Genomic DNA, 21590 nt, shown 5'->3' with positions numbered 1-21590 from the left:
AACAATGCTGCGCTTAGCGAACGGGTAGCGGTAATGCTTCGCCATTGTCGCGGATCATGAGCCCATCCCATGCTGCGGGTGTGTCCCTGAGTGATTGGCGAACTGTTCGCTGCACCTGCCGCTTCCCAGCCATACGCGCAGGATTCCGGGTTGTGACGCCCATTTGTGTCAATGCTGCATGCAGTAATGTTTCGTTCTCATCCCCAAAAGGCAGAAAGGGCACATTGGAATCGTCAACAGCGTGTGTTGGCTTTATGCCCTCGACAGTACCGTAATCAGAGTCGCCATTGGCATTTACTGTTTGTCCCAGCATCACATAAAGTCCATATTTCCACCGCTTTTTCTCGTCCCCGATCAACGACCCGAAAAGATTTTTTCCCGCTGTGTTATCGCCAATGGTAATCACCGACATATGCGGTTTGAGTCCATTGATAATCAACTCGCTGGCAGATGCAGTTCCATTGGAAGTGAGCACGAATATTCGGTCGAGCCTGTTACCAATGTTGTTCGGTTCGTTAGCAAATTTATAGGTTAGTGCATCCGCACCGTTCTTTTCCTGCCAGTATTTAATGTATTTGTCGTTCCACTGCTCTTTATAAAAGACTTTGGAAGCACTGTAATTACTGACGATGAGCGAACCCAATGTAACCGCCGAGCTCAGATATCCTCCGCCATTCAGCCTCAGATCCAGCACCAGTTCTTGTATGCCGGCTTTACCAAAATCCGCAAAAATGTTCCGTAACTCGTTGTCATATTTAACCTTATCCGCATCCGTGCCGGGAACGAACTGCGTGTAAACCAGGTAACCGATCTTCCGGTTTTGCTTTGTAATGATTTTTGAAAAAGCAATCGGGCTTTCCGTAATCTGTCCCGTTGTCAAAGTCATTTCCTGGCCAGCACTTTCGATCACCTCACCATTCAATTTGCCCATAGTCACGCGAATTGATTCCGCACCGAGCAGGTCAGCATAGTTGGCATTGGTCAGCTGGGTTCCGTTCACTTTGACGATGATGTCGCCTCGTTGTAAACCCGCTTTCTGCGCTGGGCTTCCGTTGCTCACGTAAGAGAGAAATGCGGCAATGTTGGATTTTCCGCCATCAATAAAACCAAGCATATAATGTATCCCAAAAGCCTTGGTAACCCCATTAAACTGCTGCTGCGCGACTTCAAAATCCGGCGTGATCATGGAGAAACGGTCATGCGTTTTGCGGTTAAACACCAGGTTTTCAAAGTAGGCATCCGGCTCGGCCCGGGCATCCAGGTTGCTTTGGGCTGGCATTTCTTTATACCAGAAATAACCGTCCTGCATCGTCGCATACACCCATTCATTGACCGAGTTTTTGTCACCCAACAAATCGCCAAGTGAGTTAACATCCTTTTCACGGCAGCCGGCAATGCAAAACAATGTTAGGAAAGCCAGTTTAAAGCTGATTTTTTGAAATGTTTTCATGATTGTTGCTTATAAATTCTACTGATCAGATTATCAATGATATGCGACTTCATTTTGGAATAAAACGTGTCGATCTCTTCCAGGTAACGGTGGTAAAAGTAGCTCAGGATCAAACCCAGAAAAAGCGCAATAAATGTGGTGTCGAAGGCAATGTTCAGACTTTGGGTGATGAGCGGCATTCCTTCTTCCGTTTTGGCCAGATGGAAAAGTCCGATGGAACCGGCCAAATGTAAAATGGTGCCGATAAAACCGAGGGAAGCAATCGCGTTGATGAGGAAACGGGCGATTTCCAGCCGGCCTTCCAGCTCGGTTTTACTGTTGTCGATCTGCACATTCAGCACTTGAAGCGTTTCCGAAATGGATTGATTGTTCCGGTATTGCGTGCAGGCCCTTTTGATGAAATCGGTCAGCATGAAGCTGAATCCGTGTTTTTCAAGGTCCATGACACTTATTTTGATCCTGGCCACTTCGTCCGGTGAAAGCACAAGCTGATCCTCCACGGGAAGCACATTCAGGCCGAAGCCTTCGTTTTGCTTTCGGATAAACTTGCGGTAACTGACAATTTCGAGCACTCCGAAAATGAAAGCCGTGTAAATGATCGCATGCACGAAGCCGCCAAAAGACCCGCCAAATGCCTGAAGGAAACGGTTGATTCCGGGACTCAACGACAGGGAAGACAGCAAGATCAATGCAAACCAGATCGAAACGGCGACTATCAGACTGACAGACAAGTGATATAATCTTTTACTGTTCATGATTTAAGATAATTTTTGAAAAGATTTTAGTTTTTGATCAGTTTGAATTCCCCGTTTTCTGCCAGCGTCACCGTCGCAAGCAGCAATCGCTCCGCATTCAGCTGCAATGTCGAAGTGAATGACTCGCCCTGCTCCTGCCCGTTTTCATTTTTAGAATAAACAAGCCCCCGCAAGGCTACGGAAGCACTGCTTTTGGCACTTGCTTTGAAAACCGCGTACACTTTATATTCGCCTGGAATCACCTTATCAAACTGCCGGACGGCCTCCTGCGTAGTCCGTAGATCGCTTCCAAAGAACTTGGTTTTGGCTTTCCCGCTGTCCCATTGCCCGATATCCCGGATTTCACGTGCCCCGCCGGAGACGCATTTGGCGCCTTTGCAAACAAACAGATCCACATTGTCGCCAATATCCGCCCAACTGATCTCGAAAGAAACCTTGCAGGGCACGCCCGGCGGATCGCCCAGGTATTTGGTATTTTTAAGCTCTTCCGGTTTCGGTGGCTCCGGCTCTTTTTTTTCCGGAATGATATCGGCCTGATCTTCATTGGGCGCGACGCTTACCCGGCGGGTTTCAGCCGGAACGGGCGTTTCACATTCAGGACATTCGGGGCAATCTTTTGCGGAAGGAAGCTCCTTATAATCAGCTAGTATAACAAGTAATGTATCTCCGGGACGCTTGTGCCGCAGGCTATCGTCCACAGTGGCAAACATTTGCCTGTGCAGGGTGTCATAGGAAACAGCCAGCTGCTGCTTGTAAGATGGCGGCGAACCGCCTTTTGGCACAGCGATGAAGAGAAATATTACCGCTCCCAGCGCTCCGCAGATCACGTCCAGAAATGAGATATTGAAGATTTGAGGTTCTCTGTTCCTTGCCATAACTGTTGATTTGGCCGTGCTTGATGATACAGGTCAGTATTTATCGCCAAAAACAAAATGGTGTGTATAGGTGACATTCAGGATCGCGGAGACATTCATGACCTTTCCGCTGATGCCGCGCGCTGTTGCGTTGCGCTTGTTGACCGCATCAAATCCAAGATCAAACAACATGTTAACTGCCAGCTTTCCTTTTTCGCCGACCGGCATCAGCATGCCGGGGCCAAGCATAAAACCTGGCTGGAAGCGCTTATAGGTGTCATTAATGCCGCTGCCAAAGTTGATATCACCCGACTGACTACGTGAGCCCACGCCCGCCACTTCGAGTTCAAGCCGCGAGTTGCCGCCCACTGCGACATTGAATGAAGGCCCGGCAGATGCGATCAGTCCGATCTTTTCACCCAAAATACGGTAACGAAAAAGCAGCGGAATGCTAATGAATGAGGTGTTTTCCCTTGCTTTTACAAAACCCACATAATCATTTTCGATCTTGTAATTGTCCGTCTCGGCCTTGGATCCTTTCTGAATGAAGTTAACACCGGACACGATGGCCATTTTCCCGAACTCCACACCGAATACGAAGCCACCGTTCAGTCCAGGTTTGGCGCTTGCAGAGGTCCAGGTGTTCGCGTAATCGGCTGTGAAAGAATAGGTAGACAGGTTGCCGCCACCGCCACCGCCGATGAAGATTGACATGTCATTCTGAGCACTTGCAGCAAGTTGAAAAAATGCAAAGAATAAGGCTGTTAAAATGAGTTGTTTTTTCATGTTTGAAAAGGTCTAATGTTGAAGATGAATGGTTCGCAGGAGGTTTTGCAAAGTTGAAAGGAAGATTTTTCGCAAACCATCCCTGAAAACAGCCATTTTCAACAACCATAATTATGGCTGATTTCAGGGATGGTTTTTGGTTTGAGAACTGCGGAGATTTGCAGCGGATCAAATTTTAAACACGATGAAATCAATCATTTTAACATTACTAATGCTGCCTGCCACCCTCGCATTCGCTCAGGAGGAGGTTTTAAAAAAAGGCAACACCGTATATGTGGAAGCCAATAAAACGGATGTGGGAAAAAGTGCTGCGCAGGAGCTTAAAGTGGCCCTGCAAGATTGGGACTACTGGAAAGTAGCATCCTCCAAAGCCGAAGCTGACTTTGTGCTTAAACTTGAAACCAAAATTTCTGGCGGTGTCACCTGGACATCTTGGGGCGGAAAAGGCGTGGCGCTGAGTGCTTCGCTGCAATCAAAGAATAATGATGAAATATGGCAGTCAGAGTTTTATAAGGCCAGTCCCAACGGCATGAATGGCTTCGACTCCCAATCAGCTGCGGTAAAAAAGCTGGTTAAAGGGCTCAGAAAGAAGTTTGATTGAGGCAATAAAATCGAAACTCAATAAATGAAAAGACATTCAATAGTATACAAATACCAATGAATGTCTTAATCATAGATTGAACAGGCCAATCAATTTCTTCAGGTTCGTTACGGTCTGATCAGCTTTCTTACAAATTCCCTGTTATCCTGTTTGAATCTGACAATGTTAACACCATTGCGAAGATCAGAAGTATTGATTTGAACTTTGGTTTGGCCGGAAAGCACTTTCACATCCATGATCGCTCGCTCAATTCCCAGCATGTCGATGACCGACACCCGATATGTTCCGGCGGCGGCGGCAAGCACATCTACTGACACTTTTTCTGCAACCACAGGATTAGGATAAAATTCGCCTACAAAATCCGCTTCGTTGTCACCCGTCAGCGATATGATTTTGGAATAACTGAATTTCCCATCGTTATCCATCAATTTAAGTCTGTAATATCCCACAGATTCAGCAGCATATTTATCAACAAAGCTGTAACTGGTCAGATAACTGTCTTTCAGGCTTTTACTTGCTACATTCCCGATCCTTTCGAAGGATTTTGCATCAACACTTTTTTGTATTTCAAAACCGGCAAAGTCTTGCTCATCAGCGGTGGTCCAGGTAAGCAATGCTTTTTTAGTATCCGTTTTCTTGCCTGAAAATGAAACCAGTTTGACAGGCAAAGAGGTACTTTGTGATTTGAGGAAAAATCCGCTGAATCCATTTACATTAAAATTCACTTCCCAAAGCGCCGTTTCCTGGTTCCACCGCACAAAAAGCTCGCTGCGATCTATCGTCATACTGGTTCCCAAGTATGACGACGGCCGACCGGTTCCATCGCTGGAAACACCACTGATCTTGTCAACAAAAATGTTGGCATAATTCATTTCATCGCCATACCAGGTAGGGAATTTTACACTGTTTACGGCATTGTAATCGTCAAAGTCCTGCTGGGTGTAGTACAAAGTAAGCCGACCGGTGGCATTGGAAGCGTTTGTACCCGGCGTGATCTCGTAGTGACGTTTGAGATAATTTGCAGGCTGCACGCTTTCAATCCAAACCTTGCCTTGTACTGTTCCTGCCACTGGCGACTCTTCACCAACCGATTCCAGCCTTGCGATCAGTTCGCAGTCGGCAGTTACAATGTATTCGCTTTCATTTCTTGCAATTTCCGAGGATACCGAAGTAAGACCGCTTGTAGGAACTGAGCCGGAAAACGAAATACTGACCGGATCGGAATAATTGGAACAACCTTGTGCATCAGTTACATACACTACATATTCTCCTTCGCCAGCAACAATGTCAGAGGTGGTTTGACCGGAATTCCATGAATACGTATTGTTGCCGTCAGCAGGTTTAGGTGAAGTTCTTGTCGTCCAGTCAATGCTTTTAGAAAACCGGGCTTCCTGATTTTGGTCCGCTTGATTTACGGTCCAGTCACCTTGTCCTTCTTCGAATCGGAAATAGTTTACCAGAGAAGGAGTGCCCTCAGGAAGTACTTTATCCATATCATCCAGGATTTCCATTCCGGTTCTCTCGCGGTTCCAGACTCTCAATTCATCAATGCTAGCCCGTAAGCCGCCACCTCCGGAGGCCAAGCCTGCGACCCGGAGAAAAGTCGGGGTACCCAGTGCATAGGGATTGTTCCCGATAGCGGCAGCTTCTTCAACTCCATTGATGAAAATTCTGACAATCTTGGTCGACATGGAACGGGTAACAGCAATGTGGTTCCATACGCCGGTATTGATATCACTCGTCGATTGAATGGTATGATCTGCTTGGGTATACCCACCGCCTATTCCAAAGGCTAGTTTTGATCCAAGAAGGCTGGTGCCAAAATCCATGTTGACGCCGCCCACATCTCCATCTACGATGCCTTTTCCATTAAACCATTGTGATCCTTCATTACCTCTGTCGGTCGTTTTCAACCAATATTCGATCGTGAAATCCTCGGATATTTGTCGGTTAAAATCCATCTGAGCATCATTTCCATCGAAATACACCGCCGGATTACTCAGCAGACCATTGGCGGTAAGCAATACAGTACTTCCAAAGCAAAGTTCGGTTGGGCCATTTGCGGTAATCTGGGGTTTAGGCGTTTGTGTTACATTCACCGTAATGGTTTTCGTGTTCGTGCAGCCATTGCCGTCGTAAGTTGTGACGCTGTAAGTAGTGGTCTGGCCTGGACTTGCGATTACATCCTGTCCCGAATTGGTATTTAATCCGTCACTCGGGGACCAGTCGTAAAATGTAGTTCCGCGGGCAGAGAGCGTTGTGCTGCCTCCTGCGCAGATCATATCGTTGTTTGTACTGACAGTAAAAAAAGGAGGAAGGTTTACGGTAATTTCTATGTTATTGCTGGCTACGCACCCGTTTGCATCTGTTCCCACTACCCGGTAAACGGCAGATGTAACCGGCGTTGCCACCACGCTTGATCCGCTGGTCGAGCTCAGTTCACTGGATGCATCCCATTTGTAGCTGCTCGCACCGGTTGCACTAATGGTCGTAAAGCTTCCTGCGCAAACCTGTTCAGGTGTAGCGCTCAGCCCGATCTCAGGCAAGGCATTTACAACTACGGAAAAAGATTTTTCGGCAATGCATCCATTTACATCCGTCCCGGTGACAGAATAAACGGTGTTAGTCAAAGGCGTTGCCGTGACCGTAGCACCTGTCAGTTGATCAAGAGTTGAATTGGACTCCCACACATAACTGTCGGCACCACTTGCTGTGATACTGGTATTGTTACCGATACAAATACTATTGGAACCGGCCAGTATGACAGTCGGGCTGTGCGCATTCACAGTTACCGATTGGCTTTGCGTACATCCGTTGGCATCGGTACCAGTTACACGATAGGTGGTTGTACTTAACGGCGTGGCAATGACAACTTCGCCATTGTCCGCACTAAGCGTTTGATTCGAATCCCAAATGTAACTGGTACCTCCGCCTGCCGTAAGCGTAGCACTTTCGCCGGCGCAAACGTCCGGATCAGAGGTATTCACGGTAATGGCCGGATGGTTAACGTTGAGAATAATACTAGATGTGCCGGTACAACCCCGCTCATTTCGTCCTGAAACGGTGTATTCGGCTGTTTCAGAAGGACTGGCTGTTATGCTGCTGCCATTCCGCGAACTGATTGACGGGCCGCTCCAAGTAAATTGTACCGCACCCTCAGCGGTCAGTGTTGACGTTACGCCCGCGCAAAATTCAGTATCGGATGCAGATAAGGTAATAACCGGCGTGTCGACGACAATGGTTTGGGAACCGCGGCCGACACAGCCAAGTTCCGAAGTGTTGGTAACCGTATACGTAGTTGTAACCAAAGGAGATACGCGCGCCAGGCTAGTCGTTTCGGTGATGCCGTTATCCCATATGTAAGGCGTTGTTCCTGAACCTTGCAAAGCCTGTATGGAAATACTTTGACCCGCGCAAGTTTCCGGTGAACTCGCCCAAACGACCATTCTCAGTTCATGTCGCTGGATCCCCACCCACTCCGATGCTGTGTTGGTGCACCCGTAAGCATCAGTACCCGTAACGTTATAGACCGCTTCGCGATCACCTTCCGGGTCTGTGGGCGTTGCAGTAACCAGGGAGCCCGTGGTTTCACCCAAACCGTCACCTGCCTCCCACGTATAACTCACTGCGCCTTCCGCGGAAAGTTCAAATGGTACATCAGCACAAGCCTCGTCCGGAGCGTTGATCGTGACTTCAGGAAGCTCCTTCACGGTAATAGGCACATCTATGGTACTTCTGCACCCAAATTCACTTATACCGGTCAGCCGATAAGTTACTGCTCCGATGGGCTTCACACGTACGGTCTCATTGTTGATGAACTCATGAGGCAGGCCATATGGATCGTACCATGAATATGCCACAGCGCCATTGATACCAATGTCAATGGATTCGCCTCTGCATGAGAATGTCGGACTGTTGGCAGTTACTGCGATAACCGGTTTGGGTTTCACATCAATCGTGACGGAAACTGCGGCAGTACAGCCGAGATATTCGGTTGCGGTTATCTGGTAGGTCGTTGTAGTTTCCGGTTTGACCGGTAAGGACTGATTAAAAAACTCAACACCATTGCAATAGTAATTCCGAAAACCACCCGCAACTCTGATGTAATTCTGCGAACCTGCGCATTCATCATTAAAACTTGTGGTAACATTCAAAACCCTCTTTTCGGCTACAACAACGCTGATTTGCTGCGTGGTAACCTCACAACCATCCGCATCAAATCCTTTCACATAATGCTCCCAGCGTCCGACGGGCGGGGTAACCGTGACAGATTGCGTGGTTGGAGTGCCGAAATTGGGGTCGGTGCTGGTCCAACTGAAGGAGACGGCGCCGCTTTGACTTGACGCCTCAAGGGTTTTTGAAAGCCCGTTACAAAGTTCGAAATAGCCTGACCCTATCTGGATTCTTCTGGGACATACGAATTCGGCAGTTTTATCTGCGAGACTGTCGGTGGACAATGCAATGGTAGCAAGTGAATCTGTATCTGCCGCGAGCGCACCGACGTGAAACAGGAGCGCTGAGATAAAGGTGAACAGGATTTTAATACACTTGGAATCTGGTGCGTAGAGTTGGGGCATATAGGGTTGGTTAAGGGTATTAAGAGGTAGAAATACTTTGCAGTAGCGAAGCCGGTTCAAATCAGTAAATTTTATTTCCCCTCACCAAAAACAGAGCGTGGACAAAGCGTAGACAGCTTGTATAATATGCTGAAATACAGTGAGATAAATTTTAGTAAAAAGTGAATTTTTCGTCTCGGCTACCGGGTCTGGTCCACCTGATCCGTTTCGGGGATTGCCATTTTCTTGAACAGCCTGGTCTTGGACCGGCGGACACTGGCCGGGTCGATGTTGAGTAGGGTAGCTATTTCCTTGTGCGATAGCTTCATGTGCAGGTAAGCGTACAGTCTGGTTTCCTTCGTGGTAAGCTGCGGATGGTTGGTTTTCAATTCTTCAAAAAAATGAGGATGGATCTGGTCAAAATGCAACTTGAATTTTTGCCAGTCCGTGTCGAGGTGCGTACTTCTGTCGATGAGCGAGCTCATTGCGCGCATGCCCTGCGCTGTGCCGGGGTTAGGCTTGCTGAGCAGTTGCATCTGGGATTTTAGGTAATTCAGCAGTTCGTTCTTCTGGACCATATGCAAGGTAGAAGTCGCCAGTTCGCGCTGGTTTGTTTCCAACCGTTCCTTCAAAAACTCATTTTTGATCTTTTCAGAATCAATATCAGCATTCACTTTGGCGATTTCCAGCTGGTTGACCTGAACCAGGTAATCTGCCTCTTTAAGGCTGAACTCCAATTTCTGGTTGTTCATTTCAGCAGCCGACAAAGCGCCTTGTACCGCCCTGGTCCGGGCTACCAGCGCGATGGACAACGCCAGTGTCTGGGTTAGCACCACCAGTTCGGGAATCCAGAGATTTTCTTCATTCGTCAAAGAAATGACCAGGTGGGAAAGTGGAATGGCCAGCATGAACAGAAGCGGAATTCCATTGGCAAGCATAAATGGTCTCGCATAGGGTAGTTTTCGGCGATAGGCTTCGGTACCGGTCAGCAAAATGAGCAGGATGATAATGATGCAGAATACATTGGCGAACGGCAACGTATAATGTTCCATACTGTAACCCGTCAGGTTGATGATCATGATACAGATCGTCATAATAGCATAAATGCTGTTGCTTCTGCGCAGAAGCTTGTCGAGCCGGGGAAGTGTGTTTTTTGTGTTCAAAAACATGCGTGTAATACCCGTAAATCCGGACAACGTGAGCACAACCGCCAAATGAATAATGATCTTGTTCAGATCGTAATAGGTGATAATTTCATGCACATCAATGTTAAAAACCCGGATCGGTAAAACCGGCACCAAAATCCATCTGTAAGCTGTAATGTAAATGATACCGCCCAGCTGCGTGATCAGGTAATACAGGACGGTTCTGTCGCGGAAAGTAAAATACAGGTAGACATAATTGAGCATGAAAATAAGCAGTACAACCAGGCAGCAAACCCAGGCAATGCGGATGTTCTGCTCGTGCGCGGTGGCCGCTTTTTCCGGCTGAAAAGAGACAATTAGCTTCAACTTCTGGCCCTTCTGCCCGAAACCTGTCAGGTCGACCTTTACAAAATTGGTGGTAGTTCGTTGTCCTGCGAAGCTGACCGGATGCCGGCCCAGCAATCTTGATCCGGTGTTGTTTAATGCATCCGTGCGGCTTTCAAGCCATTTCTGCTGGTCGGGATCGAAGTAGTAAAGGACATTTTTCAGCTGCGGGAAAACCTTCAGGACGTAATTTTCAGGCGACCAGTTCGGGTTTTGAGCCATTATTTTCAGCCAGTAAATACTGCCGACAGCTATTGAATCCGGGCATTGCTGAAAGCTGACGGTCGTGTCGCGGGAAAGGTTTTCAACGCTGTACCCTCGATCTGGTAGAATACCGAGCTCCACAGGGAATGCTTTCCCGTTTTCATGAGGCAAAGTAACTACGGGCTGGCACATTGCCCTGCACGCAAATAGGAACACAATTAAACAAAAAACTAATCTGCCCACGCACAAAAACTTTTATCGTCAATATAAAAGTAATTATACTAAATGGTTAAAAAGTCAAACTAGTTACGTCTTTTTTTGTAAAACTATTCACGGTCCAGAAAAGTCAGATTTGGGTTAGTTCTCAAAATATTCGAAAGCATCAATAATGTCCAGGTAAACGCCATCGAATTTTGATGCCAGGATTTTTTGAAGGTAGGAGTCCTGACTTTTGTAAATCAGGCCCTGCCATTCTTCATCCCAGTATTTAACCTTATAATTGCCAGGCCAATCAGGGTTTTCGCCAGCTATCCAGCTAGGCCTGTTCTTTGTCCAACTTTCCTGCCAATAGTAGCGGTAATCTTCCGCCTCGCCTATTGACATATAGCAAACGACCATTCGCCTTCCACCATTGGCCTTTACACGCAGTTGTTCCACCTCTGCTGCTTTAAAAAGTTCATCATTTAAAAACAAATCCATGACAACGGCATCGTAGTTAGTGGCTCTTATCGCCTGAATAAAAGCAGCTTTGGAACTGTATCCTTGTGGATTAATTAGGTACAAAAAATTCTTTGCCTGGTTAAGTGTCGCAATATCTGCCGCATTGACATTGTTGGGGGACGTGGCTGGAATGATATCCAGACTACGATTTGGGGCTGCATAAGAAACATAACCGGCAGCAGCACTTTTCCGGTAAGAGTCAGCCATTTTTGAGGTTGTCGAAGTATAATCCGTAACCAATATGGTCTTCCCGGCATTTTTAGGAACAGCTAAGAACCTTTGCAAATAGGCTGAATTCTCAATATACGTTGCTGTATAAAAAGTATTGTGCGCGACACTGAAACACATCAACAGTGCTTGGGGTGTCATCGTTTCGCTGGTTTGTTGCTTCACTTTTTAGAGTGCGGATTAAGGGGTCCAATTATAACATAATGATGAATTTACGGCGAACAAAGGCTTATCCGGAGTTTGTATAGAAGCTGTATATTGTCAATCTTACATTGGTATTACCGACAACTAAAATCACCTAAGTCTGGGAATTCATTATGCTAAGCAGGATATTAAGATATTGCATAGGTCTGGCACTCTTCGTAAATGTTCTGGCCTGTTCTACTAATGAACAAAAAATAGTTGGAATCTGGCATACGGAATTTGAGGCTGTGCCGCAACTAAAAAGCGCATTCGATGTTGAGCTGCGTCATGATCTTTTCTCTGATTCGTGGAGTGGCAGGTTTGAAATTCCGGAATCAATGGCGGAAGGAAAATTGTCTGGAATGAACATAACAGATTCAAAAATATTCCTGGACCTGGGGCAAGGAGCGACATTCACTGGTAATCTTTCGAAGAATAAAACAGAAATCGGAGGATTGCTCAATATACCCGATCGCAAACCTGAAACGCTTACTTTGACGAAAACAGATCGTTGGACGTCACAGCGGCCGGCAAGGTTCGATAAGGAAAATCGCGCGCTGCTAAAATGGAGCTATCAAGCACCGCCTGTGAACAGTGATGGCTGGAAAGTGGGCGCTATGAATATTCAGACTGCGAACTCCAAGTTATTACACAATCTTTTCGAGAACATATTAAAGGGCAAATATCATGGACTGGACGCAGTGCTTGTTGCCCAAAATGGAAAATTGTTACTTGACGAATACTTTTATCTCGGTGATCGGGAACGAATCCATAGTTTACAATCCTGTACAAAAAGTGTGACGTCGCTCCTGATTGGCATCGCACGCGATGATGGTCTGATCCCAAATCTGGATGCTCCATTAACCGCTTTTTTCCCCTCTTACAAAAACTCTATGAAAGAAGGATCCTCTCAACCGACGCTGCGTAATGCATTAACCATGTCGGCCGGACTGGATTGGCATGAGGACATTCCTTACACTGACCCAAAAAACGATGCTGTTTTAATGAACCAAAGCAAGGATATGTATCAGTATGTCCTGGATAAAAATTTGGATAAAAAGGACAAGCAGGGTAAGAAATTTGAATACAACAGCGGCCTTTCGATCTTGCTGGGTGGTATTTTATCCCATGTAACGGGAAAGCCTGCTGACAAATATGCAGAGCAATCCTTGTTTAAAGGCTTGGGGATTGAAAACTATGCCTGGACTTCAATAAATAATCGAGTCCACACAGGAGGCGGATTATTTCTCAGGCCCCGGGATATGTTGAAAATTGGCCAGCTGATATTGGACAAGGGAAAGTGGAATGACAAGCAAATCGTGTCCACATCCTGGATCACCGAATCTACTGCATTTGTTTTACCATTAAATGAGTCCAGTTCGGATTGGGGATATGGATATCAATGGTGGAGAGGTGTATTTCGGGTTAAAGAGAAGGCGTTTCCTGTAATCTATGCAGCTGGTTACGGAGGTCAGGTGTTATATATCGTTCCCGATTTAAACCTGTCAATCCTTACATTACATCACAATGCTTCGGATGTAACTGGCAGCCACTCCCTGACCTGGAAAGATATCGAGAAGTCTATTCTTCCTGCTTTTATCTGACTTAGAAGTATCTAGGAAATGTGCCCAAAAACAGCAGAATCTGGCTACATTTCTCCCTCCTATGGTCTACTGCTCAATCGTTGCGGTTGAAAAATGGGGTAATTCTGATAGATACCGAACTTCTGCAAGACCCTTATTTCATGTTCCTACTTTGAGCGACCAGGTATGAGATTAACACGACCATATTAATCGGAATGAAACAAGCTATAATGACGATAATTGTTTGATTTGAGAGGTTTACAACTGCATATCCGAATAATACGAAACAGATGCCTATTAAAATTAAATAGCTTCCGCCTAGACGCGCTGCCTTGTCTTTATCAACGATCCGTGCTCCGCTAGGGACATTGTTTAACAAGCCAACCTTCTTGAATCGCCATATATAGCCTCCAAACCCAATGATAATGATGCCTATTAAGAGTAAGAACCAGTCCATTGTGCGATTTAATTATATTTGGCGTTGTTTTTACTTCTGGATCAGCCCCGAAACGACATTAATTGTTAGCGCTACGAGCAGGGTGTTAAAGGCAAAAGATAAAATCCCGTGTACGAGCGCTAGCCGCCTGATTTCCCTGGATGAAATGGTGACATCCGAAACCTGGAATGTCATCCCCAGCACGAAGGAAAAGTATGTAAAATCAAGATAGTCGGGTTCCGGCTCGTTTGGGAATTCGAGGCCCCGAAACTGTTTTGATTGATCTTCTTTATTGCGTCGCGTATGCCCGTAGAACATGTGGGCATATCGCAATGTAAAGACCGTGTGGACCAAAACCCAGGAACAAATGATGCAAAAAAAAGAGAGGATCACATGAACCGTAAGATTATCCCAGGATGAAGTGCTTCTCGCTCCCTGCAGGAGGAACAGAATCGCAAATAAGCTCACAAATGAAGCAACGACGACAAACAGGATGCTCAACACCCGGCTCGGATCCTGGCCGCTGACTTCCCTTCGTACCTCCGCAGGGTGCGAACTAAGAATGGTGACCCACATAAGGCCTATGTGCACGCTGCTATAAATAAGCCAGCCTATCATCCAGTTGATCGGTCTTTCGATTATGGAAGAACTGAGTATAACCGCTGCTGCCCCAAAAAGCAGGGATATCCCCAGTTTGTGATGGGCATCCAGCCGATTGATTATTTTTTTCATATGAAATATCGTAAGCTAAATAATCGACAGAATTTCAGAATTATTTATGTTTTAACAATAACGCATTTTACTTTATTTTAATAATTAATATCTATCCCAATGGCATTATCAGCAATTGTGTAGACAGCTTCATTTGTCGAAGGTAGTCATCGATATATTTTTGTGATGTAGCCTGGAAGATCATATTTCTGTCCAGCATAGTTGCAAATTAGGCTCCACGGGCAGGAAGTTTTGACCTGCCTATTTTTGGGTTGTGATGGAAATAGGAACAGCAAGCCCTTAAACGATAAAAACTAACTGAACAACGGTAGAAATAATATGTGGGATCAAATTTCAGCACGTTTAGGAAGTGGCATACATGCTTCGCTCATTTGTGCGATGATGATAATGATGCTTGCTTCCTGTGAGACAAAGCAGGAGAAAAAGCGGCCGGAAGTTGCCAAAAGGGACACTTCCATCAAGATCGAGAATTCATTTACGCAACTTTTCATTGATACTACTGCGTTGGCCCGTTTTGTGCAATCACATACCGCTGACGATAGCCTGGTCAATAAATTACAAAACTTTTACAACCGCCGAAACCATCAATTTGCCTGGTTTTTCCCGGATGGAATGGCCGAGTTTGTGCCTACATTCCTGGCCCTGCAAAATGACTATATCTACGTTTCAGGGGATAGCTCCCTCTATGACCCGGCGCTTTTGGCAAACATTGATACACTGGCATTACGAAATCGCATCATCCCAACAGATACGCTTGTAGTCAAGACGGAACTCGCATTAACCGAACATTTTTTCAGATATACCCAAAAAGCTTATTCAGGCGACAGAAGTATCAACATTCAGGAACTTGACTGGTTTATTCCCCGTAAAAAGGTCAATGCCGCTGAATTCTTGGATTCACTGCTGAAAAATAAAGGGGCAAACCTTGCTTCCTATGAGCCGGTGAACCGCCAATATAACATGCTCAAAGAGCAGCTTAAAATCTATCATCCGCTCGTCAACGAAGAGTGGAAAGAATTGAATTCAGTTAAAACGCTGAAATTAGGCGATTCATCCGCCGTTATTCCTGAAATCAAGAGACGGCTGGCATTGCTCCAAGACCTGACAGCAGCAGATTCAACCAATCATTTCGATTCCACTCTTTTCAATGGCGTACGTTCGTTTCAGAACCGTTTTGGCCTTAAAGCAACCGGACAGATTGGCGCAGCTTTTTACAAGGAACTGAATGTGCCCGTGCGTGAAAGGATCCGCCAAATGCTGATTAACATGGAACGGATCAGATGGGTGCCGGCCGCTCCTGCAACAGATTATATCCTGGTGAATATTCCGGAATACCGGCTGCATATGTATGAAAAAGGGCAGCTGGCATTTAGTATGAATGCGGTGGTAGGCTCGCAGGTTCATAGCACGGTAATCTTTTCTGGCAAGCTAAACCAGATCGTATTTAGTCCCTACTGGAATGTGCCACCCAGCATTTTGAAAAAAGAGATTTTGCCTGGTATTAAACGAAACAGAAATTATTTGGCCCGGCACAATATGGAGTGGAACGGCAGCAGTGTACGACAAAAGCCTGGTAACTCCAATTCCTTAGGGCTAGTCAAGTTTCTCTTTCCCAACAGTTACAATATTTATTTGCATGACACTCCCTCAAAAAGCTTGTTTTCAGAATCACAGCGTGCATTCAGCCACGGATGCATCCGGCTTTCAGAGCCTAAAAAATTGGCGGAGTTTTTGCTTCGCAGGGATTCAACCTGGACAACCGATAAGATAACCGCGGCAATGAATAGCGGCAAAGAAAAATATGTGCGCCTTCGCGGCAGCAACGAAATACCTGTTTTCATCGGTTACTTCACCGCCTGGGTAGACCACACCGGCAAACTTAATTTCAGAAAGGACATTTATGGCCATGACCAGAAAATGGCCGAAAGGTTATTCGCCTCACAGGAATAGAGCGTAATAACAGTTTCTTCACATCCGCACCAACACCTTAACCTGGCGTTAATATAAGCTCGATTAGTTTTGCAGAGTGTTTAAAATGGTAACTATTGAGCCTCTAATGAACAGAAGGGACTTTTTTACAAATGGCTCGGCCGGGCTTCTTGCCGGGCATATGACGCTTTTTGGAGAGCGGCGTGATGTGCAAGCGTTTTCCAAAGGAAAGCCAAGTGCTAAAAATATCATTTTCATGGTCAGCGACGGGATGAGTACCGGGACTTTGAATATGGCGGACCTGCTGAGCAATCGAAAGGAAGGACGCATGAGCAGCTGGATGAAGCTATACGCAGAACAAACTGGTCGCCGGGCATTCATGGAAACTTCCTCCTCCAATGCACTCGTAACCGACTCGGCAGCAGGAAGTTCGGCGTGGGGAGGCGGCAAAAAAGTGCCTAACGGGAATCTGAATGTGAATACGGACGGGAGTTTTAATAAACCTATATTACAAAAATTCAAAGAGGCTGGAAAATCCGTTGGCTGCGTCACCTCCGTAACGATCACACATGCCACACCTGCCGGGTTTTGCATCAATAATAAATCCCGGGGTGATGAATCAGAAATTGCTTCTCAATATCTGGATTTAAAATTCGACGTCATGATGGGTGGTGGCGCCGAGTTCTTTCTGGCTGAAAAGCGCAAAGACAAAACGAACCTTTTTGCCGCCTTCGAACAGGCTGGCTACACAGTAGCCCGCAGTCGTGATGCAATGCTCGGATTGACGAATCAACAAAATCCCATACTGGGTGTTTACTGTGAAGGAGCGCTTCCCTACGCACTGGATACATTACAAAATCCCAACCTTCAAAAAGCAGTTCCAACGCTCGCGGAAATGACGCGCAAGACACTGGATCTGTTATCCAAAAACCCAAGAGGGTTCGCCGTTCAGATCGAGGGAGGAAAAGTCGATTGGGCTGCACATTCAAACGATGCGGGCGGATTGCTGTATGACCAGATGGCATTTGATGAGGCAGTTGAGGCAGCATTGGATTTTGCTGCAAAGGACAAGGAAACGCTTGTTCTCATTACGACGGATCACGGCAACGCAAATCCCGGACTTTTTGGAAGTGATAAACAATTTGACTTGCTGCAAACATTCAAGCATACCAACAACTGGATCCTGGGCGAGCTGGATACAAAGCCTACAACGGCACAACTGATCGAGCGAGTCGAATTTGCACAAGGTTATGCGATCAAACAATCCGAAGCCGAAAAAATCCTGAGCCGGTTTGGAGACAAGAACGAAGCTGGCCTTTACGTGGCCAATAAGCCGCTCTTCCGGGAATTGGCCGGGATTCAAACGCATTATACGGGAATCGGCTGGGCCGGCATGGATCATTCGGCAGACTATGTGGAACTGGCAATGTTTGGGCCTGGAAGTGAAAACCTTAAACCGTTTGTTAAGAACACGGAGCTGCACAATTTTATGCTTGATGCGACAGGAGTAGCGAAGGCCTGATCCCTCACTCTTGTAAAATTCACATTACCTTAACACTTATCGCGTAGTGACTTAACACTGCGAAACTAATTTGCGCCCTTAATGGGCGCTTTTTTTATGTTTAAAGTGAAGCGAAGCCAAAGCGCTCATCTTGTAAAAATTAAATTTATAATTACTTTATGAAAAAACTACTTTTACCCATTCTTCCTGTGGTAATTGCTGGTTCTTTGGTTTTCAGTGCGTTCAGCCCGGCATGGGCGGCACGGCCAAAGCACCGTGTGTCGATTAGTCACACCGGGACGCTGGCACCAAAAATCCGGGTGACGGGCCGTGTGCTTGACGACAACGGAGATCCGTTACTGGGTGTCACGGTCATTGAAAAGGGGAACAACAGCCGCGGCGCTGTGACAGATGTGAACGGGGAGTTCACTATCGAGGCGGACGCAGGGTCTACGCTCGTATTTTCTTTCGTGGGTTTTCTTGCGCACGAGGTGGTGATTTCGGACGAGAAACCATTGAATATTCAGTTGAAGCAAGATGCAATGATGCTCGACGAAGTAGTTGCTGTGGGTTACCAGACACTTAGAAAAAGCGATCTGACAGGCGCAGTATCAAGTGTAAAAGCAAAAGAACTGAACCTGACAACCCCGACTGTGGGCCAGGCTTTGGTTGGAAAAGTAGCAGGCGTACAGATTTCACAAGTGAGCGGTGCGCCTTATGTTGGGACAAAAATCCGTGTTCGCGGTGTTGGCTCTATCAATGCCAGCTCTGATCCGCTTTATGTCATTGATGGCTATCCTGCTGGTAATGATGTATTTATCAATCCAAATGACATTGAGTCAATTGATATATTGAAAGATGCTGCCTCTGCGGCCATTTACGGTTCGCGTGCAGCAGGCGGTGTGGTCTTGATTACCACAAAACGCGGTAAGGAAGGCAAAGGGAAACTGGAATACGACTACCAGTTCGGCGTGCATCAGCTGGCCAAAAAGGTGGATATGCTCAACTCGTCGGAATTCGCACAATTGCTGATCGATGGCCGCAATAACACGTACCGCGACCTGATGGTGAGCGGTGGTAAGCCATGGAACGATGCAATGTTTTCGGACGACAATGCGACCCGCATCAAAAACCTGGGCGGCAGCGCGGGTTCGGTGAGCATTCCTACGGACATTTACGATTTTGCCAATCAGCGGCTGATCACACCCAAATACAACACCGACTGGCAGGACGAGCTTTACCGCAATGCACCGGTGAGCCGTCATAATATCAGTTTCAGCGGCGGACAAAAAGGCCTTCGCTATGCCATCAGCGGCGGGCATCTTACCCAGCAAGGCATTATTCTGAGCACCAGGCAAGAACGTACAAACTTCCGGGCAAACATTGATGCGGATGTGAACAAGAAGTTGAAAGTCGGTGCAAATCTGGCCTACACTTATAATACGAACCGCGAGGTGCAGGAAGGCCGTTTTAACCAGGGGCCCATTCTGGGAGCGCTGGTGTATATGCCAATCTTCAAAGCTTATAATGAAGATGGCTCGCTTGCCAAAAATGAAGCCGCAGCATTGAGCGCTGGTTTTGGTTTGCAATCCATCGAAAACCCCGTTGCACTGGCCACAGAAACGCATATCAACAGATCAGGTCAGCGCGGGACTTACATTGGATTTGCCACATTTGAGATCATTAAGGACTTGAATTTCAAAGTGAACGTCGGTTTACAGACTTATAATGAGAAGTACGAATACTATTTGCCAACCAGCCTGAGCAGCGGCGCTAACCCGCCGGGATCACCGCAGGCCATTGCGGCGGCAAATTCAGTGGCGCGGAACGTGAGTTTTATGGACAAGCTGGCAGAATTTACCCTGAATTACAAAAAGACATGGGGCAAGCACAACTTCGACGGATTGCTGGGTTATACGGCGCAGCAAAACAACCGGGACGTCATTTCGGTTACAGCGCGCGGGTTCCAGAATGACCGGATCGAAGAGATCACCGGAAAAGGCGCCGATGCTATTTACTTTGGTCTTAACACAGGTAATCCGGAAAATGACGGAACGGGCAAGACCAACTGGACATTACTCTCCTACCTGGCCCGCGCAGTTTACAATTTTGACAATAAATATTATTTGACCGCCTCTTTCCGCACGGATGGATCATCGCGTTTCGGGCCGAATAATCGCTGGGGAAGCTTCCCCTCCGTTTCGGCAGGCTGGAACATTTCGAATGAGCCGTTCTACAATGATCTCCTGGGTAAAGCTTCCACAATGAAATTGCGTGCGAGCTGGGGACTGAGCGGGAATAACAACATTGGTAACTATAACTTTTTGCAAACAATGGCTGCCCCTGGCGGCGTGGTTTTTGGAAACGGAACGGTAAACACAGCATTGTGGGCCGAGGGGATTAAGGATCAAAATTTGGGTTGGGAATCCACTTCGCAATATAATGTGGGACTGGATCTGGGATTGTTTGAAGACAGGCTTTCCATCATTGCCAACTATTATCTGAGCCGTTCTTATAATTTGCTTTTCAACCAGCCACTTTCAGCGATTTCAGGCTCCTCGACCATCCTGACGAACTTAAAAAACTCGAAAGTGCAGAACACCGGTTTTGATATCCAGGCCGATGCAAGGGTGATCTCGAAACGCGATTTCAACCTGAACATTAGTGGTAATTTCTCGCTTAACCGCAACAAAGTGCTGGATATGGGTGGTGCCAACACAATCCTTTCTACGGGTGCGGAACGCTCTTACATTACGCACATTACGCACGAGGGGCAGCCGATCGGGATGTTTTATGGATTCAAGGTGAAAGGCATGGTTCGTGAATCGGATATGGAGAACCTTGCAGCAGATAATGTGGCCTACAACGCATCGACGCAGAAATTTCCAGCCGGTTATGTGTTAAAAGGCCCGGCACGTTCAACCGCTTCAACAAATCCGTTGCGTCCTGGTGACCTTTATTTTGAGGATATCAATGGTGACGGCGTAGTGAATGACACGGATAAGCAGGTGATCGGAACGCCGCATCCAAAGTTCACTTATGGATTTGCGATTTCAGCGAGTTACAAGAATCTGGATTTCAGTTCTTCGTTCAACGGAATTTACGGCAACCAGGTGCTGGATGGTCAGGATTATTACATTTATAATATGGAGGGCTCGGGCAACCAGTATTCCAAAGTGCTGAACCGTTACCGCTCCGAAGCTGAGCCTGGTGATGGTAAAATATATCGCGCTGCACGCGGAGGCACGCAAAGCAACAGTACGCGTCTGTCGACATTCTATCTGCAAGACGGCTCGTTCCTGAGATGTACCAACCTGACCTTGGCCTATAACTTCCCTCAGATTGCCCAGATCAGCAAGAATGCGATCAGTAACCTGCGGATTTATGTAGGCGTTGACAATGCATTTACATTGACCAAATATCTTGGCTATAACCCGGAAGTGGACTACAACAACGGTTCCAACCTGACGGCGGGTGTTGATTATGGTAAATATCCACTGGCCCGCGCCTATAACATTGGCGCACGCATCACCTTTTAATTAA

The 21590-nt window shown here is 46.7% G+C and carries 13 protein-coding genes; 5 read left to right on the top strand and 8 right to left on the bottom strand.

The genetic code is table 11. From position 1 onward, the window contains the following. Nucleotides 1-13: 13 nt before the first annotated feature. From L0659_RS13150 to L0659_RS13135, 4 genes are read right to left on the bottom strand one after another with little or no spacing between them, the layout of a single operon-like run. Nucleotides 14-1450, bottom strand: coding sequence for a S41 family peptidase (locus tag L0659_RS13150; RefSeq protein WP_235126535.1), 1437 nt, complete (start codon nt 1448-1450; stop codon nt 14-16). Then, nucleotides 1447-2205 carry a MotA/TolQ/ExbB proton channel family protein gene (locus tag L0659_RS13145; protein WP_235126533.1) on the bottom strand — a complete coding sequence of 253 codons (759 nt, stop codon included), beginning with the start codon at nt 2203-2205 and terminating at the stop codon, nt 1447-1449. Before L0659_RS13145 ends, L0659_RS13150 begins: the two co-directional genes overlap by 4 nt. 26 nt (nt 2206-2231) lie before the next feature. Next, nucleotides 2232-3080 (bottom strand): hypothetical protein, encoded by an 849-nt coding sequence (locus L0659_RS13140; protein ID WP_235126532.1) that lies wholly within the window; start codon nt 3078-3080, stop codon nt 2232-2234. 33 nt (nt 3081-3113) lie between these two features. Then, a complete protein-coding gene (locus L0659_RS13135; RefSeq protein ID WP_235126531.1) occupies nt 3114-3845 on the bottom strand; it encodes an outer membrane beta-barrel protein in 732 nt (243 codons plus the stop codon). 184 nt (nt 3846-4029) lie between these two features. Here L0659_RS13135 and L0659_RS13130 point away from each other — a divergent pair, with 184 nt between their 5' ends. Further along, nucleotides 4030-4446: a hypothetical protein gene (locus L0659_RS13130; RefSeq protein ID WP_235126530.1), complete on the top strand. Its 417-nt coding sequence runs from the start codon at nt 4030-4032 to the stop codon at nt 4444-4446. Between the two features lie 107 nt (nt 4447-4553). On the opposite strand, the gene L0659_RS13125 is transcribed toward L0659_RS13130, so the two are convergent. From L0659_RS13125 to L0659_RS13115, 3 genes are all read right to left on the bottom strand, one after another. Then, nucleotides 4554-9023 (bottom strand): LamG-like jellyroll fold domain-containing protein, encoded by a 4470-nt coding sequence (locus L0659_RS13125; RefSeq protein ID WP_235126529.1) that lies wholly within the window; start codon nt 9021-9023, stop codon nt 4554-4556. Between the two features lie 179 nt (nt 9024-9202). Beyond that, nucleotides 9203-10927, bottom strand: coding sequence for a 7TM-DISM domain-containing protein (locus tag L0659_RS13120; RefSeq protein WP_235126528.1), 1725 nt, complete (start codon nt 10925-10927; stop codon nt 9203-9205). A 165-nt stretch (nt 10928-11092) separates the two neighbouring features. Next, nucleotides 11093-11824: an endo alpha-1,4 polygalactosaminidase gene (locus L0659_RS13115; protein WP_235126527.1), complete on the bottom strand. Its 732-nt coding sequence runs from the start codon at nt 11822-11824 to the stop codon at nt 11093-11095. A gap of 176 nt (nt 11825-12000) precedes the next feature. Here L0659_RS13115 and L0659_RS13110 point away from each other — a divergent pair, with 176 nt between their 5' ends. Then, entirely contained in the window at nt 12001-13470 is a 1470-nt protein-coding gene (locus L0659_RS13110) for a serine hydrolase (RefSeq protein ID WP_235126526.1), read from the top strand. 466 nt (nt 13471-13936) lie between these two features. Here the strand turns inward: L0659_RS13110 and L0659_RS13105 are convergent, their stop codons facing one another. Next, on the bottom strand, nt 13937-14617 hold the full coding sequence (locus L0659_RS13105; RefSeq protein ID WP_235126525.1) for a DUF1345 domain-containing protein: 681 nt from the start codon (nt 14615-14617) through the stop codon (nt 13937-13939). A 318-nt stretch (nt 14618-14935) separates the two neighbouring features. Here L0659_RS13105 and L0659_RS13100 point away from each other — a divergent pair, with 318 nt between their 5' ends. The 3 genes from L0659_RS13100 to L0659_RS13090 all read left to right on the top strand — a co-directional run bounded on the left by L0659_RS13100 (nt 14936) and on the right by L0659_RS13090 (nt 21586). After that, nucleotides 14936-16567 (top strand): murein L,D-transpeptidase, encoded by a 1632-nt coding sequence (locus tag L0659_RS13100; RefSeq protein ID WP_235126524.1) that lies wholly within the window; start codon nt 14936-14938, stop codon nt 16565-16567. A gap of 106 nt (nt 16568-16673) precedes the next feature. Continuing rightward, nucleotides 16674-18068 (top strand): alkaline phosphatase, encoded by a 1395-nt coding sequence (locus L0659_RS13095; protein WP_235126523.1) that lies wholly within the window; start codon nt 16674-16676, stop codon nt 18066-18068. 158 nt (nt 18069-18226) lie between these two features. Then, nucleotides 18227-21586: a TonB-dependent receptor gene (locus tag L0659_RS13090; protein ID WP_235126522.1), complete on the top strand. Its 3360-nt coding sequence runs from the start codon at nt 18227-18229 to the stop codon at nt 21584-21586. Nucleotides 21587-21590 lie beyond the last annotated feature (4 nt).

Source organism: Dyadobacter sp. CY347, from assembly GCF_021502655.1.
Classification (GTDB): domain Bacteria; phylum Bacteroidota; class Bacteroidia; order Cytophagales; family Spirosomataceae; genus Dyadobacter.
Note: the sequence above shows the minus strand (reverse complement) of the source record. Positions and strands in the feature narration are given on the sequence as shown.

Bases quoted from the DNA above. Each gene is read 5' to 3' on its own strand.
- L0659_RS13150 (WP_235126535.1), bottom strand. From the start codon at position 1,450: ATGAAAACATTTCAAAAAATCAGCTTTAAACTGGCTTTCCTAACATTG.
- L0659_RS13145 (WP_235126533.1), bottom strand. From the start codon at position 2,205: ATGAACAGTAAAAGATTATATCACTTGTCTGTCAGTCTGATAGTCGCC.
- L0659_RS13140 (WP_235126532.1), bottom strand. From the start codon at position 3,080: ATGGCAAGGAACAGAGAACCTCAAATCTTCAATATCTCATTTCTGGAC.
- L0659_RS13135 (WP_235126531.1), bottom strand. From the start codon at position 3,845: ATGAAAAAACAACTCATTTTAACAGCCTTATTCTTTGCATTTTTTCAA.
- L0659_RS13130 (WP_235126530.1), top strand. From the start codon at position 4,030: ATGAAATCAATCATTTTAACATTACTAATGCTGCCTGCCACCCTCGCA.
- L0659_RS13125 (WP_235126529.1), bottom strand. From the start codon at position 9,023: ATGCCCCAACTCTACGCACCAGATTCCAAGTGTATTAAAATCCTGTTC.
- L0659_RS13120 (WP_235126528.1), bottom strand. From the start codon at position 10,927: ATGTGCCAGCCCGTAGTTACTTTGCCTCATGAAAACGGGAAAGCATTC.
- L0659_RS13115 (WP_235126527.1), bottom strand. From the start codon at position 11,824: ATGACACCCCAAGCACTGTTGATGTGTTTCAGTGTCGCGCACAATACT.
- L0659_RS13110 (WP_235126526.1), top strand. From the start codon at position 12,001: ATGCTAAGCAGGATATTAAGATATTGCATAGGTCTGGCACTCTTCGTA.
- L0659_RS13105 (WP_235126525.1), bottom strand. From the start codon at position 14,617: ATGAAAAAAATAATCAATCGGCTGGATGCCCATCACAAACTGGGGATA.
- L0659_RS13100 (WP_235126524.1), top strand. From the start codon at position 14,936: ATGTGGGATCAAATTTCAGCACGTTTAGGAAGTGGCATACATGCTTCG.
- L0659_RS13095 (WP_235126523.1), top strand. From the start codon at position 16,674: ATGAACAGAAGGGACTTTTTTACAAATGGCTCGGCCGGGCTTCTTGCC.
- L0659_RS13090 (WP_235126522.1), top strand. From the start codon at position 18,227: ATGAAAAAACTACTTTTACCCATTCTTCCTGTGGTAATTGCTGGTTCT.